This is a genomic window from Actinospongiicola halichondriae, assembly GCF_049103745.1.
GTDB classification, from domain to species: domain Bacteria; phylum Actinomycetota; class Acidimicrobiia; order Acidimicrobiales; family Salinilacustritrichaceae; genus Salinilacustrithrix; species Salinilacustrithrix halichondriae.
In genome coordinates this window covers 2,539,500-2,552,451 of record NZ_CP171622.1, presented here as the reverse complement: position 1 = coordinate 2,552,451, position 12,952 = coordinate 2,539,500, and the positions used below count along the sequence as shown (strand labels likewise).

Here is a 12,952-nt window from a genome sequence, read left to right as displayed (position 1 = left end):
GCGTCGCCGCTAACCCAGGACGTCGACGCCGGCGTCGTCGCTCCACAGCCCGAGGGTCAGCTCGGCGCCGCTCGCCCATGCCGCGAGCGCGTCGAGGACCTGGCCCTCGTCGCGACGCGTGGCCCCGTCGAGCAGGTCGTCGGCGGAGCCGAGCCACTCGGGCACCGTCCCGGGCAGGTGGTCGAAGCGTGCCGACCCCGAACTGCGCGGGGTGGCCCACCGCACGAGGAGATGATCGCCGTGTCGGTCGACGGTGAGGTCGACGCTCATGGGTCGACGTCGTCGGCGGCCATCGCGGCGAACGCGTCGCGCAACGTCCGGGTCAGGGGACCGGGTGCGTCGAACGCTCGGTCGTCGACACGGTGCTGGGGGTGCACGTCGCGTGTGGACGAGGTGAGGAACACCTCGTCGGCGGTCGTGAGCGCGTCCATCGAGATCGGCTCCTCCCGGAGGTCGATGCCATGGCGTCCCGCCAGTTCGACGACGAGAGCGCGGGTGACGCCCGCGAGACAGCCCGACGTCAACGGGGGCGTGCGCACCGTGGCGCCGTGGACGACGAACACGTTCGACCCGGTGCCCTCGCACAGTTCGCCGGCCGTGTTCGCCAGGATCGCCTCCGAGGCGCCGGCGTCTCGCGCGCTGGCGAGTGCGACCACGTTCTCGGCGTACGACGTCGTCTTGAGTCCGGCGACGGCCGAGTGCTCGTTGCGACGCCACGGCACGGTCACCGCCGTGCCGGTCGGCGGCCAGGCGTCGAGGGCGGCGCCGGCGACGATGACCGTGTGTCCGTCGTCGTCCCGCCCGGACCCGAGAGGACCCGGCCCGGCCGTGACCGTCAGGCGGATCTTGGCCGGCCCGCCCGTCGCCGAGACCACGGCATCGGCGACGGCCTGGAGGCCGCCACGCAACTCGTCGTCCGACCGGTCGAGGGCCAGACCGAGTCCTCCGAGGCTGTGACGGAGTCGGCGCAGGTGACGGGTGGCGGCGAAGGGCACGCCCCGTTCCGTCCGCATCGTCTCGAAGACGCCGTCGCCGACGGTGAGCCCGTGGTCCGAGACCAGGACCGACGCGTCGGCCGCATCGACCAGGGAACCGTTGAGCCAGACGGGGTGCACGCCGTTGACGCTAGGGCGTCGACGTCAAGTCGTCCGGACTCCGGTCGGGAGATTCGCGTGATTCATGCAGCAACGGGGTAGCATGCGTCTACCGCGTCGGGTCGAGCTTGCTCCCCGGTCAGTTCGCGGGAGGGCCGAACCGGTCCGACGCCTCTCGGACACCGTTGCTTCGCACGTGGATCGAGCGCCGCCACCAGCAACGAAGCCAGATCGAGAGCAAGAACAATGTCATCCACCTTCACCCAACTGGGCGTGCCCGCGCGCCTGGCCGATGCCCTCGCCGACAACGGCATGACCGAGGCGTTCGAGGTCCAGGAAGCGACCATCCCCGATGCCCTCGCCGGCCGCGACATCTGCGGACGTGCACCCACCGGCTCCGGCAAGACCATCGCCTTCGGCGTCCCCGTGCTCGCACGGGTCTCCAAGGCCAAGGCCGGTCGTCCGACCGCCCTGATCCTGTCGCCCACCCGTGAGCTCGCAGATCAGATCTGCGACGAACTGCTCCCGGCTGCCATCGCCTCCGACCGCCACGTCACCGCCGTGTACGGCGGCGTGGGCTACGGCGCACAGATCAACGCGCTCCGCAAGGGCGTCGACGTCCTCGTCGCCTGCCCGGGTCGTCTCCTCGACCTGATCGACCGTGGCAACGTCACGTTGTCGGACGTCGAGATCGTCGTCGTCGACGAGGCGGACCGCATGGCCGACATGGGCTTCCTGCCCGTCGTCCGCAAGCTGCTCGACCAGACGAAGTCCAACCGTCAGACCCTGCTGTTCTCGGCCACGCTCGACGGCGACATCGCCGAGCTCACCCGCCGCTACCAGAAGGATCCCGCCCGTCACGAGATCGGCGCCGCCGAGCCGGACATCACGGCGATGACCCACCATTTCTGGAAGATCGACCACGAGCAGCGGGTCGACCACACCCGCGACGCCATCATGGCGGCCGGTCCCACGATCGTCTTCACCCGCACGCGCCATGGCGCCGACCGTCTGGCTCGCCAGCTCGGCAAGGCCGGCGTCGTCGCCGACGCCATCCACGGCGGCCGCAGCCAGAACCAGCGGACCCGCGCCCTCGACTCGTTCTCCCGTGGCCGTTCCCTGGCCCTGATCGCGACCGACGTGGCCGCCCGGGGCATCCACGTCGACGGCGTCGAGTGCGTCGTGCACTTCGATCCGCCGGAGGACGACAAGACCTACCTGCACCGTTCGGGCCGCACCGCTCGCGCCGGTGCCAACGGCGTGGTCGTGTCGTTCGTCCGACCGAACAACAAGAAGGAAGTCGCCGTCCTGCAGCGTGCCCTCGGCCTCCCGGTCGAGACCTCGCAGCCCGAGCCGTCCGCCCTCGGCGACGGATCGGCACACCGGACGCCTCGCGCCGAGGCCGCCCGTGCCAAGGGTGCGACGCAGGACCGGGGCCACCAGTCCCGCAAGCCGCGGTCGAAGGGCCCCCGTGAGCATTCGGGTGGCGAACGCCGTTCGAAGCCGTCGGGCGGCGCCAAGAAGCGCAACGCCAACCTCTACGACCCCAACGATCCGCGGATCGATCATTGGGAGAACGAGAACGGCCATCACCTGAACGACGGCAAGACCTCTCAGCGTTCGACGAAGTCGAAGTCGAGTGCTGGGCGTCCCGGCGGCAAGCCCGCCGGTCGGTCCGCTGGCAAGCCCGGTGGTCGCTCGTCGGCCAAGCCGGCCGGCAAGTCGTCGGGCAAGTCGTCCGGCGGTGGCCGCAACCACCGCAAGGGCGGCCGTCCCGCCGGCAACCGCGACTAGCGGTTACCCGGCCTGGGCCGACGCCACGGCGAGCAGCGTCCGAGCCTTGAGCTCGGTCTCGGCCCATTCACCGGCCGGGTCGCTGTCGTGGGTGATGCCGCCACCGGTGCCGAAGCAGAGTCGGGCAGCGCCGTCGATCCGTTCGATCCAGAACGTCCGGATCGCCACGTTGAGTTCACCGATCCCGCGGTCGGCGTCCACCCATCCCACGGCGCCGCAGTAGACGCCGCGTTCCACCGGTTCGAGTTCCTCGATCAGGTCGATCGCGGCGATCTTCGGCGCGCCGGTGATCGACCCCGGCGGGAAGGTCGCCCCGATGAGTTCGGGCCAGCCCACGCCGTCTCGCAACTCGCCGGCGACGGTCGACACGAGGTGGACGAGTCCCGGGTGGTGTTCGACCGCGAGCAGCGCCGGCACGCAGACCGACCCGTGGTCGCACACGCGTCCCAGGTCGTTGCGGACCAGGTCCACGATCATCACGTTCTCGGCCTGGTCCTTGGCGAGGAATGCGTCCGGTGTCGCGGCCGTGCCCTTGATCGGTGACGACCACACCAAGCGGCCCTCGCGTCGTAGATAGCGCTCGGGGGAGGCGGACGCCACGTGGACGCCGGCTGTGGGAACCCGCACCACCGCCGAGTACGGCGCAGGATTCCCGATGGCCAGCGCCGCGCCCAGCGCGGCGATGTCGCTGTCGTCGGCCACCGGCGCGTCGAGTCGACGGGTGAGGTTCACCTGGTACACGTCTCCGGCGACGATCGACGCCCGGATGTGTTCGACGCCGGCGACGAACCCGTCGCGGTCGAGCGATGACCGCCAACTCGCACGGTCCGGGCCCTGCCACGGTGGACCTCGCCATGGACGAGCGGGGCGGATGGTCGCGAACCGGGCGAAGGTCGGGCGGCCCGAGTAGGGGAGCACCGCAGCCCAGAAACCGGAGCCCTCGAGGCAGGCGGGATCGTCGGTCACGTCGACGAGGTCGGTGCACAGACGCTCACCCACGACCGCGAGGGCGGCGTGGTCGTCGAGGAGGGGCACGGTGCGAGAGGGTAGGGCGTCTCCGATGGGCAGCGGACAGCCCGATAACCTCGTCGGGATGTCTGCCACGACCCCGAGCCGGGCGCGGCGGTCCGTGTTCCAGCGGTTCGTGCTCGTCGGCAACATCGTGGCCATGGCGGCGTTCCTGCTCGCAGCGGCCCTGCTCGCCTACGGCTACACCAAGTACGCCAAGATCCCGCGCGTCGAGATCGCCGAGTTCCTGACCGACGCGTCTCCCTCGGCCGACGGTGTCGTCGCCGAGAACTACCTCCTGGTCGGCGTCGACTCTGCCGACGGTCTCGATCCCGACGACCCGGTCCGGTCCAGTCGTTCGAGCATCGGGGGCATCCGCTCCGACACGATGATGATCCTCCGCGTCGACCCGGCTTCGAGCCGAGCGGCGCTCCTCTCGATCCCGCGCGATCTCTACGTGCCGATCGCCCGGACGTCGCGCAGCGCCAAGATCAACTCGGCGATCCAGATCGGGGGTCCGGAGCGTCTGATCGAGACGATCCAGGACTACCTCGGCATCCCGGTCAATCACTACGTCCAGGTCGACTTCGAGGGGTTCTCGAGTGTCGTCGATGCGCTCGACGGTGTGCCGCTCTACTTCCCGAACCCGGTCAGGGACCTCAAGAGCGGGCTCGACATCTCGGAAGCGGGGTGTGTGAACCTCGACGCTCGGAACGCCCTGGGCTTCGTCCGGTCGCGGGCCTACCAGGAGTTCATCGACGGTCGGTGGCGTACCGACGGGACCGGCGACCTCGGCCGTGTGCGACGTCAGCAGGAGTTCATCGTCCAGGCGCTCGACCGGGCGTTCACCCGGGGCGTGCGCAACCCGGTGACACTCAACGCCCTCATCGACGGAGCGCTCGACGCGGTGACCATCGACGACACACTCGACGGTGACGACATCGTCGACCTGGCGGGGGAGTTCCGGAACTTCCATCCGTCCGAACTCGACCTCTACGACCTCCCGGTGGTCGGTGGGTCCGCCGGCGGTGCGTCGATCCTCCGGCTCCAGTCCCAGGCGGCCGAGCCGGTGCTCGACATCTTCCGCAACATCGACCCGTCGTCGGTGTCGGAGTCGTCGGTGCGGGTGCGTGTCCTCAACGGGACCGGCGAACCCGGGCAGGCCTCGACGGTGGCGACCGACCTCCGCTCGCGCGGTTTCTCGATCGGGGGCACCGGCGACGCCCGCGTGCTGGGGTCGCCCCGGTCCGAGATCCGGTACCCGCCCGGCGACGTGGCGGCCGCCGACCTGGTCGCCCGGTGGCTGGTCAGCGGTGGCACCCTCGTCGAGGATCCGGACGTCGCCGACGTGACGCTGGTGACCGGCAATGACTTCCGCGGTGTCCGGGACGAGCCGGAGGAGTCGAGCGATGCCACCACCACGACCACGTTGCCCCGAGCGACGAGCACGACGTCCCCAGGGTCCTCCGCCCCCTCGACCACGGTGCTGGGCACCATCCCGACCGAGGATCCCGTGGGCGTCGACTGTGGCTAGTCCTTCCGTGCCACTGGTAGACACCCACCCGTGAAGGGACTCATTCTCGCCGGCGGACGCGCGACACGGCTCGGCCCGGCGAGTCGGGCCACGTCGAAGCAGCTCATGCACGTCTACGACAAGCCGCTGATCTACTACCCCATCAGCACGCTGCTCCACGCCCGCATCAACGAGATCCTGATCATCTCGACGCCCGAGCAGATCCCGGCCTTCGAGGCGCTGCTCGGCACGGGCGAGGAGTGGGGCTGCTCGTTCGAGTACGCCGTCCAGACCGAACCGCGTGGACTGGCCGACGCCTTCGTCGTCGGCGCCGACTTCATCGGTGACGACGACGTCGCGCTGATCCTCGGCGACAACGTGTTCTACGGCGCCGGACTGGGCGAGCAGTTGCAGCGCTACACCCGACCGGACGGCGCCGTCGTGTTCGGGCTGTGGGTCCCGGATCCCGAACGGTACGGCGTGCTGGAGTTCGGCGACGACGGGACGACCGTCGTGGCGGTCCACGAGAAGCCGGCGGTCCCGCCATCCAACTTCATGGTCCCGGGTCTGTACTTCTACGACAACAGCGTGGTCGAGGTCGCCCGCAACATCGAGCCCAGCGCTCGTGGCGAGATCGAGATCACCGACGTGAACAACGTGTACCTCGGACGGGGCGCGCTCGAGGTCTCGAAGCTCCCGTTCGCCACCGACTGGTTCGACGTCGGCACGTTCGATGCGCTGCTCGACGCCCAGACCTGGGTGGCGGGGCAGCAACGCCGCAAGGGGCTGCTGATCGGCTCGCCCGAGGCCGCGGCCCATCGCGAGGGCTACATCGACGACGAGCAGCTCCACGCGCTCGCCGCCGCCGAGGCCCATGGCGGCGACCTGACCAAGAGCGGCTACGCAGCGTCGTTGCTGCGGATCCTCGAGTTCGTGGAGACGCACTGATGGAGGTGACGAGCTGATGGTCGAGATCGTCGACTTCGCCGTCCGCGCCACCGGGATCGACGGACTCGTGGTGCTCACGATGAAGCAGGTCACCGACGACCGGGGCACCGTGCGCGAGTTCTACCGGGAGTCGGCCTTCGTCGACGCCGGACTGCCGTCGCTGGGCCCGTGGGTGCAGGTCAACGTGACCGAGACCCGCCGTGGCGCGATCCGCGGCATGCACGGCGAGCAGATGCACAAGCTCGTGGCCGTGGCCGCCGGACGCGGCTTCGGCGCTTACGTCGACAGCCGTCCCGATTCGCCCTCGGCGGGCGAGGTCGAGGTCGTGGAGCTCACGCCGGGCACGCAGGTACTGGTCCCACCCGGGGTGTGCAACGGCTTCCAGTCGTGCTCCGAGTCCATGCAGTACGTCTACTGCTTCGACCAGGAGTGGCAGCCGGGCATGGCCGGCGTCGCGGTGAACCCGCTCGACCCGGAGTTGGCGATCGTGTGGCCGGAACCCTTCGACGCCGACGACCCGACGATGGTGTCGGCGAAGGACCGGGGTGCCCCGTCGCTCGCCGAGGTCCTCCGAGCGGACGACAGTCGCTGAGCGCTCGTTCGCTACCGTCGCGACCGTGAAGATCCTCGTCACCGGTGCCGCCGGGTTCATCGGCTCGAACTACGTCCGGTACGTGCTGTCGCACACCGACGACGAAGTCGTCGGGTACGACGCGCTCACCTACGCCGGGAACCTCTCGACGCTCCGGGATGTCGACGACGACCCGCGCTACTCGTTCGTGCACGCCAACATCTGCGACCCGGGAGCGATCCGCGAGGCCATGCGGGGGTGCGACGCCGTCGTGCACTTCGCAGCCGAGAGCCACGTCGATCGTTCGATCGAGGGCTCGGACGACTTCGTCCACACCAACTGCTTCGGCACCAACGTGGTCATGGACGCCGCCCGCGAACTCGGGATCGGACGGGTCGTCCACATCGGTACCGACGAGGTCTACGGCTCCGTCGAGGTCGGCTCGTCGCTCGAGACCGACCCCCTCGAGCCACGGTCCCCGTACTCCGCGTCGAAGGCGGGCTCGGACCTCATCGCGCTCAGCTATCACGCGACCCACGGGCTGCCGGTCTCGGTCACGCGTTGTACCAACAACTTCGGACCGTTCCAGTACCCCGAGAAGGCCATCCCGCTGTTCACGACCAACCTGATCGACGGTCGTCCCATCCCGCTCTACGGCGATGGACTGAACGAGCGCGACTGGCTCTACGTCGACGACCACTGCTCCGGCGTGCACCTGGTGCTCACCGACGGCGAGCCGGGCGAGATCTACAACATCGGCGCCGGGAACGAGACCCCGAACCGAGAGCTCGTCGACCGGCTGCTCGCGGCGTTCGAGGTGGGCGAGGAGATGGTCACCTACGTCGAGGACCGCAAGGGCCACGACCGGCGCTACTCCGTCGACATCGCGAAGATCACCGCCCTGGGCTGGCGCAAGGAACGCACGCTCGAGGAAGCGCTGGCGGCGACGGTGCAGTGGTATCGGGACAACGACTGGTGGTGGCGGCCCCTCAGGGGCTGAGCCGTGCGTGTCCTGATCACCGGAGCCGGCGGCCAGCTGGGGACCGATCTCGCCGACCACTGCCGTGCGTCCGGCGATGACGTGTCCGCGCTCACGCCGCGCTCGACTCGACGTCACCCGACGCGATGTCGTGCTCGACGTCATCGCCTCAGCGGCACCGGAGGTCGTGTTCCACGCAGCGGCGTGGACTGCCGTCGACGACTGCGAATCCGACCCGGAGCGGGCGTTCCGTGACAACGCCCTCGCCGCACGGTGGGTGGCCGAGGCGTCGACGAGAGCGGGTGCCCACCTGGTGCACGTCTCCACCGACTACGTGTTCGACGGCACCAAGGACGGTGCCTACACCGAGTGGGACGAGCCCAACCCGACATCGGTCTACGGCGCCTCGAAGCTCGCCGGCGAGCGCGAGGTCCGCTCGATCGCTCCGGACAGCGCCGTCGTCCGGACGTCCTGGGTCATGGGCGTCCACGGCAGGAACATGCTCAAGACGGTCTTGGCGCTCCGCGACCGCGAACATCTCGCGTTCGTCGACGACCAGCGGGGGAGCCCGAGCTTCACGGCCGACCTCGCCGTCGGGCTGCGCCACCTCGCCGAGCGCCGTATGGCCGGGACGTTCCACCTGACGAATGCCGGGGAGACCACCTGGTACGGCCTGGTGCGCGAGATCCTCGAACTGGCGGGCGAGGACCCCGACAAGGTCACGCCGATCTCGACGGCGGAGCTCGACCCGCCCCGGCCGGCACCACGCCCTGCGAACTCCGTGCTCGACGGCGTCGCATGGCGAAGCTCACAGTTGCCGGCCATGCCCTTGTACCGTGACTCGCTCCGAGCGGCGGTCACCGAGTTGATGGATCGCATCGAAACCGAGGAGTCGTCTTGAGCAAGATCGCAGTGATCGGCACGGGTTATGTGGGCCTGACCACAGGCGCGTGCTTCAGCGCACTCGGCCACGACGTCGTGTGCGCCGACATCGACGAGGAGAAGGTCGCCTCGTTGACCCGGGGCGAGATCCCGATCCTCGAGGCGGGACTCGAACAGATCGTCCACGAGGGCATCGAGGCCGGACGGCTGAGCTTCGTCCTGGGCGCGGCAACGGCTGCGGCCGACTGTGAGTTCGCCTACCTGTGTGTTCCGACGCCGCAGGGCGCCGACGGGTCTGCGGACCTGAGCTACATCCAGACCGCCGCACGCGAGATCGCGCCGGTGCTCCCGGCCGAGGCCGTGGTGGTCAACAAGTCGACCGTTCCGGTCGGCTCGACCCGTGTCGTCGAGCGGGCCCTTGGCCGCGATGACGTGTCCGTCGTCTCCAACCCGGAGTTCCTCCGCGAGGGATCCGCCGTCCACGACTTCATGAACCCCGACCGGATCGTGATCGGTGCCGACAGCCAGTCGGCCGCCATCAAGGTCGCATCGCTCTACCTGGGGGTCACCGCGCCGCTGGTCGTCACCGACCCGGCCTCGGCGGAGACGATCAAGTACGCCGCCAACTCGTTCCTGGCCACGAAGATCAGCTTCATCAACGCCGTCGCCGCCATCTGCGAGGCCGTCGGCGCCGACATCAACGACGTCGTCCTCGGCATCGGGTACGACAAGCGCATCGGCCACGAGTTCCTCCGCCCCGGCCCGGGCTACGGCGGCAGCTGCTTCCCCAAGGACACGCGGGCGATGGTGAAGATCGCCGAAGAGGGCGGGTACGAGTTCGACCTCCTCAAGGGCGTGATCGAGGTCAACGACGAACAGTTCGACCGGACGGCGCAGAAGGCCATCGACCTGGTCGGCGGCGACGTCGACGGCAAGCAGGTCGCCGCTTGGGGCCTGACCTTCAAGGCCCGCACGGACGACCTGCGCGAGTCGCCGTCGCTCGAGGTGCTGAACCGACTCATCTCGCGTGGCGCCAAGGTCCGTGCCTACGACCCCGCGGTGTCCAAGAGCCCGCAGGACGGCATCGAGGTCGTCAGCGATCCCTACGACGCATGTGACGGGGCCGACGTGCTCCTCGTGCTCACCGAGTGGGACGAGTTCAAGTGGCTCGACCTCGACGTGGTGAAGGAGCGGATGGCGAATCCCTCGGTCGTCGACGCCCGGAACCTCCTCGACCGGTCGGCGCTGCGCCGTCGCGGCTTCGAGTTCCGCGGCGTCGGTCGCAACTGATGGCGCGCATCGTCGTCACCGGCGGGGCCGGGTTCCTCGGCTCGCACATCTGCGAGCGGCTGCTCGCCCGGGGCGACGAGGTCGTCGTCCTCGACAACCTCGTCACGGGGAACATCGCCAACATCGAGCACCTCTTCGGCACGAGCGGCTTCACCTTCGTGCATCACGACGTGTCGACGTTCATCTGGGTCCCTGGCGACGTCGACGCGGTCCTCCACTTCGCGTCACCGGCGTCGCCGAAGGACTACCTCGAGATGCCGATCCAGACCCTCAAGGTCGGGAGCCTCGGTACGCACAACGGCCTCGGTCTCGCCCGCGCCAAGTCGGCTCGGTTCTTCCTGGCGTCGACGAGCGAGGTCTACGGCGACCCGCAGGTCCACCCGCAGACCGAGGACTACTGGGGTCACGTCAACCCGGTGGGGCCGCGCGGCGTCTACGACGAGGCCAAGCGGTTCGCCGAGGCCATGACGATGGCGTACCACTCGCACCACGGGATCGACGTCCGGATCGTGCGGATCTTCAACACCTACGGCCCTCGGATGCGCCCCAAGGACGGCCGGGTCGTCTCCAACTTCTTGGTCCAGGCGCTCCGTGGCGATCCGATCACCATCTACGGCGACGGGTCGCAGTCGCGATCCTTCTGCTACGTCGACGACGAGGTCGAGGGATTCCTCGCGCTGCTCGAGGGGCCGATCACGGGCCCGTGCAACATCGGCAACCCGTCGGAGTTCACCATCGCCGAGCTCGCGCATCTCGTGATCGAGGTGACCAACTCGTCCAGCGAGATCGTCCACGAGGACCTGCCGGTCGACGACCCGACGCAACGGCGACCCGACATCTCGCTCGCCCGGGAAGCCCTGGGATGGAAGCCGTCGATCGAGCTCCGCGAGGGGTTGGAGAAGACCGCCGCGTACTTCGCGTCGATCCTCTGACCGCCCAGACGATGGATCAGTCGGCGCGGAAGCGGACCGACTCGACCCGCCAGCGGGTGTCCGGCCCCACCTGCATCTCGAAGAACGCCGCACCGCCCTCGTAGCGGAAGGCGCACTCGATCAACGTCTCGCCGAGGCCGTTGTCCTCGCACGACTGGAAGTCCCAGTCGGCACCCGAGCCGTTGGCTCGGAACAAGGTGGCGATCGCGTCGTCGGTGGCGACGTTCTCGGCACAGTCGGTGTCGTCGACCGTCCAGGCGTCGTAGAACACGATCGCGGTGTCGTCCGGGTCGTCGGTCGCCCTGTCGCCGACGCACCGCGACGGCGCGATCGTCGGTGGCGGTGCGGTCGTGGTCGTCGTGGCCTCGGTGGTCGTCGTGGACTCACTCGTCGTGGTGGTCTCGGCCACGGTCGTCGTGGTCGTCTCGCTCGTGGTGGTGGTGTCGGCCACGGTCGTGGTCGTCGCCTCGGTCGTGGTGGAGCCGGTGGTCGAGGTGGTGGCGGTGGTGTCGCCGTCGTCGCCGCTCGACACCACGACGAGGAGGATCACCAGCAGGACGACGATCGCGCCGAGCAGGCCGAGGATCGCCAGCAAGCGGCGATCCATGCCGCCACCGTCGCCGTCGTCGTCGCCCGGTCCACCGACCGGGGGTTCTCCGGGCGGGGGTGTTGCGGGCGGGCCGCCGACCGTCGGTCCGCCGACGGTCGGGATCATCTGGGTCGGGTCGGTCATCGTCCGTCCTCGTTCTGGTGGTCCAGCAGTTCATCCCACAGCGGAAGCGTCGCGTCGTCGCAGTACCGCTCGAGGAACGCGATCCGAGCCTGCGCTGATGCCTGCGCCAGCGAGTCCGGATCATCCTTCCAGGCGCGGACGGCAGCGACCAGGGAATCGACGTCGCCGGTGCGGACCGAGACACCACACGCGAAGCGATCGATCGCCTCGGTGATGTTCGACCCGTGGGGTCCGACGTAGACGACGGGGGTCGCCATGCCGAGGCTCCCGTGGAGTTTCGACGGGCTCATGACCCCGAGGGCCTGGTCGTCGAGGCAGATCAGCGTCGCGTGGGCGCCGGCGAGGACCCCGGGGGTCTGGTCCTTGTCGACGTAGTCGTGCAGGACAACGTTGTCGACGTCGGCGGCGCGGGCCCGGAGGTCCTCCCAGCGAGGACCCCCACCCACGAACAGGATGGTGACGCCGTCGTCGGCGAGCTGCGGAGCGGCGGCCACGACGGTCTCGAACTGGTGCCCGAGTCCGATGTTGCCGAGGTAGAGGAGGACGAACCGGTCGGTGAGGCCGAGCTGCTCGTAGCCCGGCCACCGCGCCACGTCGGTCCCCGTGTAGAGCGACGCCCGCTCCCAGTTCGGGATGACGTGCACCCGGTCGGCCGGAGCACCGGCATCGCGCAGGAGGTCGGCCATGGCGCCGTCGAGCACGATCACCGAGTCGAGCTTGGGGAGCGCCCACGCGTTGAGACGCCGGAGCAGTCGCGAGATGAAGCTGCGCTCGCTCACCGCCCGGAGACGCTCGGCGACCTCGGGATAGACGTCCATGCTCCACAACACCACGCGGGTGTCGCGGTGGCGCAGCTTGTGTGCGAGGGCGATGAGGTAGACGAACGGCGGAGTCGTCATGACCACGATCACGTCCTGTCGCGGCATGCGGAGCATGGTCCACAGCGCAGCGAGGAAGTACGCGGTGTACGTCGTGGCCCGCGACACGATGCGGCTGCGTCCCAGACTCGGCGACCAGGCACGACGGATCCGGACGGCGTCGGCGAGTGGTCGGGAGTCGCGGGCGTCGGCGTAGCCGCCGGAGCCGCACACCACGGTGCACTCGTCGCCGAGTGCCGCCCGGTGTTCGATCAGTGAGGTGGCCAGTTGCGCGGTGGGGGAGACGTCCGGCGCGTAGAACTGGTTCAGCAGGCAGATGTTCACGAGGGT

Annotated in this window: 13 protein-coding genes; 8 read left to right on the top strand and 5 right to left on the bottom strand. The window is 69.4% G+C overall.

Annotated elements, in window-relative coordinates; translation table 11 throughout:
• Window positions 1–9: 9 nt before the first annotated feature.
• Window positions 10–270 carry a hypothetical protein gene (locus AB8619_RS12600; RefSeq protein ID WP_436792980.1) on the bottom strand — a complete coding sequence of 87 codons (261 nt, stop codon included), beginning with the start codon at window positions 268–270 and terminating at the stop codon, window positions 10–12.
• Window positions 267–1,115, bottom strand: coding sequence for an aminotransferase class IV (locus AB8619_RS12595; RefSeq protein WP_436792979.1), 849 nt, complete (start codon window positions 1,113–1,115; stop codon window positions 267–269). The genes AB8619_RS12600 and AB8619_RS12595 overlap by 4 nt, the downstream gene beginning before the upstream one ends.
• Before the next feature lie 225 nt (window positions 1,116–1,340).
• Here AB8619_RS12595 and AB8619_RS12590 point away from each other — a divergent pair, with 225 nt between their 5' ends.
• Window positions 1,341–2,888: a DEAD/DEAH box helicase gene (locus AB8619_RS12590; RefSeq protein ID WP_436792978.1), complete on the top strand. Its 1,548-nt coding sequence runs from the start codon at window positions 1,341–1,343 to the stop codon at window positions 2,886–2,888.
• Between the two features lie 3 nt (window positions 2,889–2,891).
• Here the strand turns inward: AB8619_RS12590 and AB8619_RS12585 are convergent, their stop codons facing one another.
• Window positions 2,892–3,923 carry a chorismate-binding protein gene (locus AB8619_RS12585; RefSeq protein WP_436792977.1) on the bottom strand — a complete coding sequence of 344 codons (1,032 nt, stop codon included), beginning with the start codon at window positions 3,921–3,923 and terminating at the stop codon, window positions 2,892–2,894.
• Window positions 3,924–3,981: 58 nt separating this feature from the next.
• On the opposite strand from AB8619_RS12585, the gene AB8619_RS12580 reads away from it, so the two are divergent.
• From AB8619_RS12580 to AB8619_RS12550, 7 genes are all read left to right on the top strand, one after another.
• Complete coding sequence (locus tag AB8619_RS12580) at window positions 3,982–5,430, top strand: LCP family protein (protein ID WP_436792976.1); 1,449 nt, start codon at window positions 3,982–3,984, stop codon at window positions 5,428–5,430.
• A 30-nt stretch (window positions 5,431–5,460) separates the two neighbouring features.
• Window positions 5,461–6,357 carry a sugar nucleotidyltransferase gene (locus AB8619_RS12575; RefSeq protein WP_436792975.1) on the top strand — a complete coding sequence of 299 codons (897 nt, stop codon included), beginning with the start codon at window positions 5,461–5,463 and terminating at the stop codon, window positions 6,355–6,357.
• 16 nt (window positions 6,358–6,373) lie between these two features.
• Window positions 6,374–6,949: a dTDP-4-dehydrorhamnose 3,5-epimerase family protein gene (locus AB8619_RS12570; protein ID WP_436792974.1), complete on the top strand. Its 576-nt coding sequence runs from the start codon at window positions 6,374–6,376 to the stop codon at window positions 6,947–6,949.
• Between the two features lie 25 nt (window positions 6,950–6,974).
• Window positions 6,975–7,928 (top strand): dTDP-glucose 4,6-dehydratase, encoded by a 954-nt coding sequence (gene rfbB, locus AB8619_RS12565; RefSeq protein WP_436792973.1) that lies wholly within the window; start codon window positions 6,975–6,977, stop codon window positions 7,926–7,928.
• Between the two features lie 76 nt (window positions 7,929–8,004).
• The gene (gene rfbD, locus AB8619_RS12560) at window positions 8,005–8,808 is read left to right on the top strand and encodes a dTDP-4-dehydrorhamnose reductase (RefSeq protein WP_436792972.1); all 804 of its coding nucleotides are present in this window, start codon (window positions 8,005–8,007) and stop codon (window positions 8,806–8,808) included.
• Window positions 8,805–10,079, top strand: coding sequence for a UDP-glucose dehydrogenase family protein (locus AB8619_RS12555; RefSeq protein ID WP_436792971.1), 1,275 nt, complete (start codon window positions 8,805–8,807; stop codon window positions 10,077–10,079). Before rfbD ends, AB8619_RS12555 begins: the two co-directional genes overlap by 4 nt.
• Window positions 10,079–11,011, top strand: coding sequence for a UDP-glucuronic acid decarboxylase family protein (locus tag AB8619_RS12550; RefSeq protein ID WP_436792970.1), 933 nt, complete (start codon window positions 10,079–10,081; stop codon window positions 11,009–11,011). The genes AB8619_RS12555 and AB8619_RS12550 overlap by 1 nt, the downstream gene beginning before the upstream one ends.
• A 16-nt stretch (window positions 11,012–11,027) precedes the next feature.
• Here the strand turns inward: AB8619_RS12550 and AB8619_RS12545 are convergent, their stop codons facing one another.
• Both AB8619_RS12545 and AB8619_RS12540 read right to left on the bottom strand, forming a co-directional pair.
• On the bottom strand, window positions 11,028–11,744 hold the full coding sequence (locus tag AB8619_RS12545) for a hypothetical protein (RefSeq protein WP_436792969.1): 717 nt from the start codon (window positions 11,742–11,744) through the stop codon (window positions 11,028–11,030).
• Entirely contained in the window at window positions 11,741–12,946 is a 1,206-nt protein-coding gene (locus AB8619_RS12540; protein ID WP_436792968.1) for a glycosyltransferase family 4 protein, read from the bottom strand. Before AB8619_RS12540 ends, AB8619_RS12545 begins: the two co-directional genes overlap by 4 nt.
• Window positions 12,947–12,952: the final 6 nt, after the last annotated feature.

Excerpts from the sequence above, each read along its gene's own strand:
- AB8619_RS12600 (WP_436792980.1), bottom strand. The coding sequence starts at position 270 with ATGAGCGTCGACCTCACCGTCGACCGACACGGCGATCATCTCCTCGTG.
- AB8619_RS12590 (WP_436792978.1), top strand. The coding sequence starts at position 1,341 with ATGTCATCCACCTTCACCCAACTGGGCGTGCCCGCGCGCCTGGCCGAT.
- AB8619_RS12580 (WP_436792976.1), top strand. The coding sequence starts at position 3,982 with ATGTCTGCCACGACCCCGAGCCGGGCGCGGCGGTCCGTGTTCCAGCGG.
- AB8619_RS12570 (WP_436792974.1), top strand. The coding sequence starts at position 6,374 with ATGGTCGAGATCGTCGACTTCGCCGTCCGCGCCACCGGGATCGACGGA.
- rfbD (WP_436792972.1), top strand. The coding sequence starts at position 8,005 with ATGACGTGTCCGCGCTCACGCCGCGCTCGACTCGACGTCACCCGACGC.
- AB8619_RS12550 (WP_436792970.1), top strand. The coding sequence starts at position 10,079 with ATGGCGCGCATCGTCGTCACCGGCGGGGCCGGGTTCCTCGGCTCGCAC.
- AB8619_RS12545 (WP_436792969.1), bottom strand. The coding sequence starts at position 11,744 with ATGACCGACCCGACCCAGATGATCCCGACCGTCGGCGGACCGACGGTC.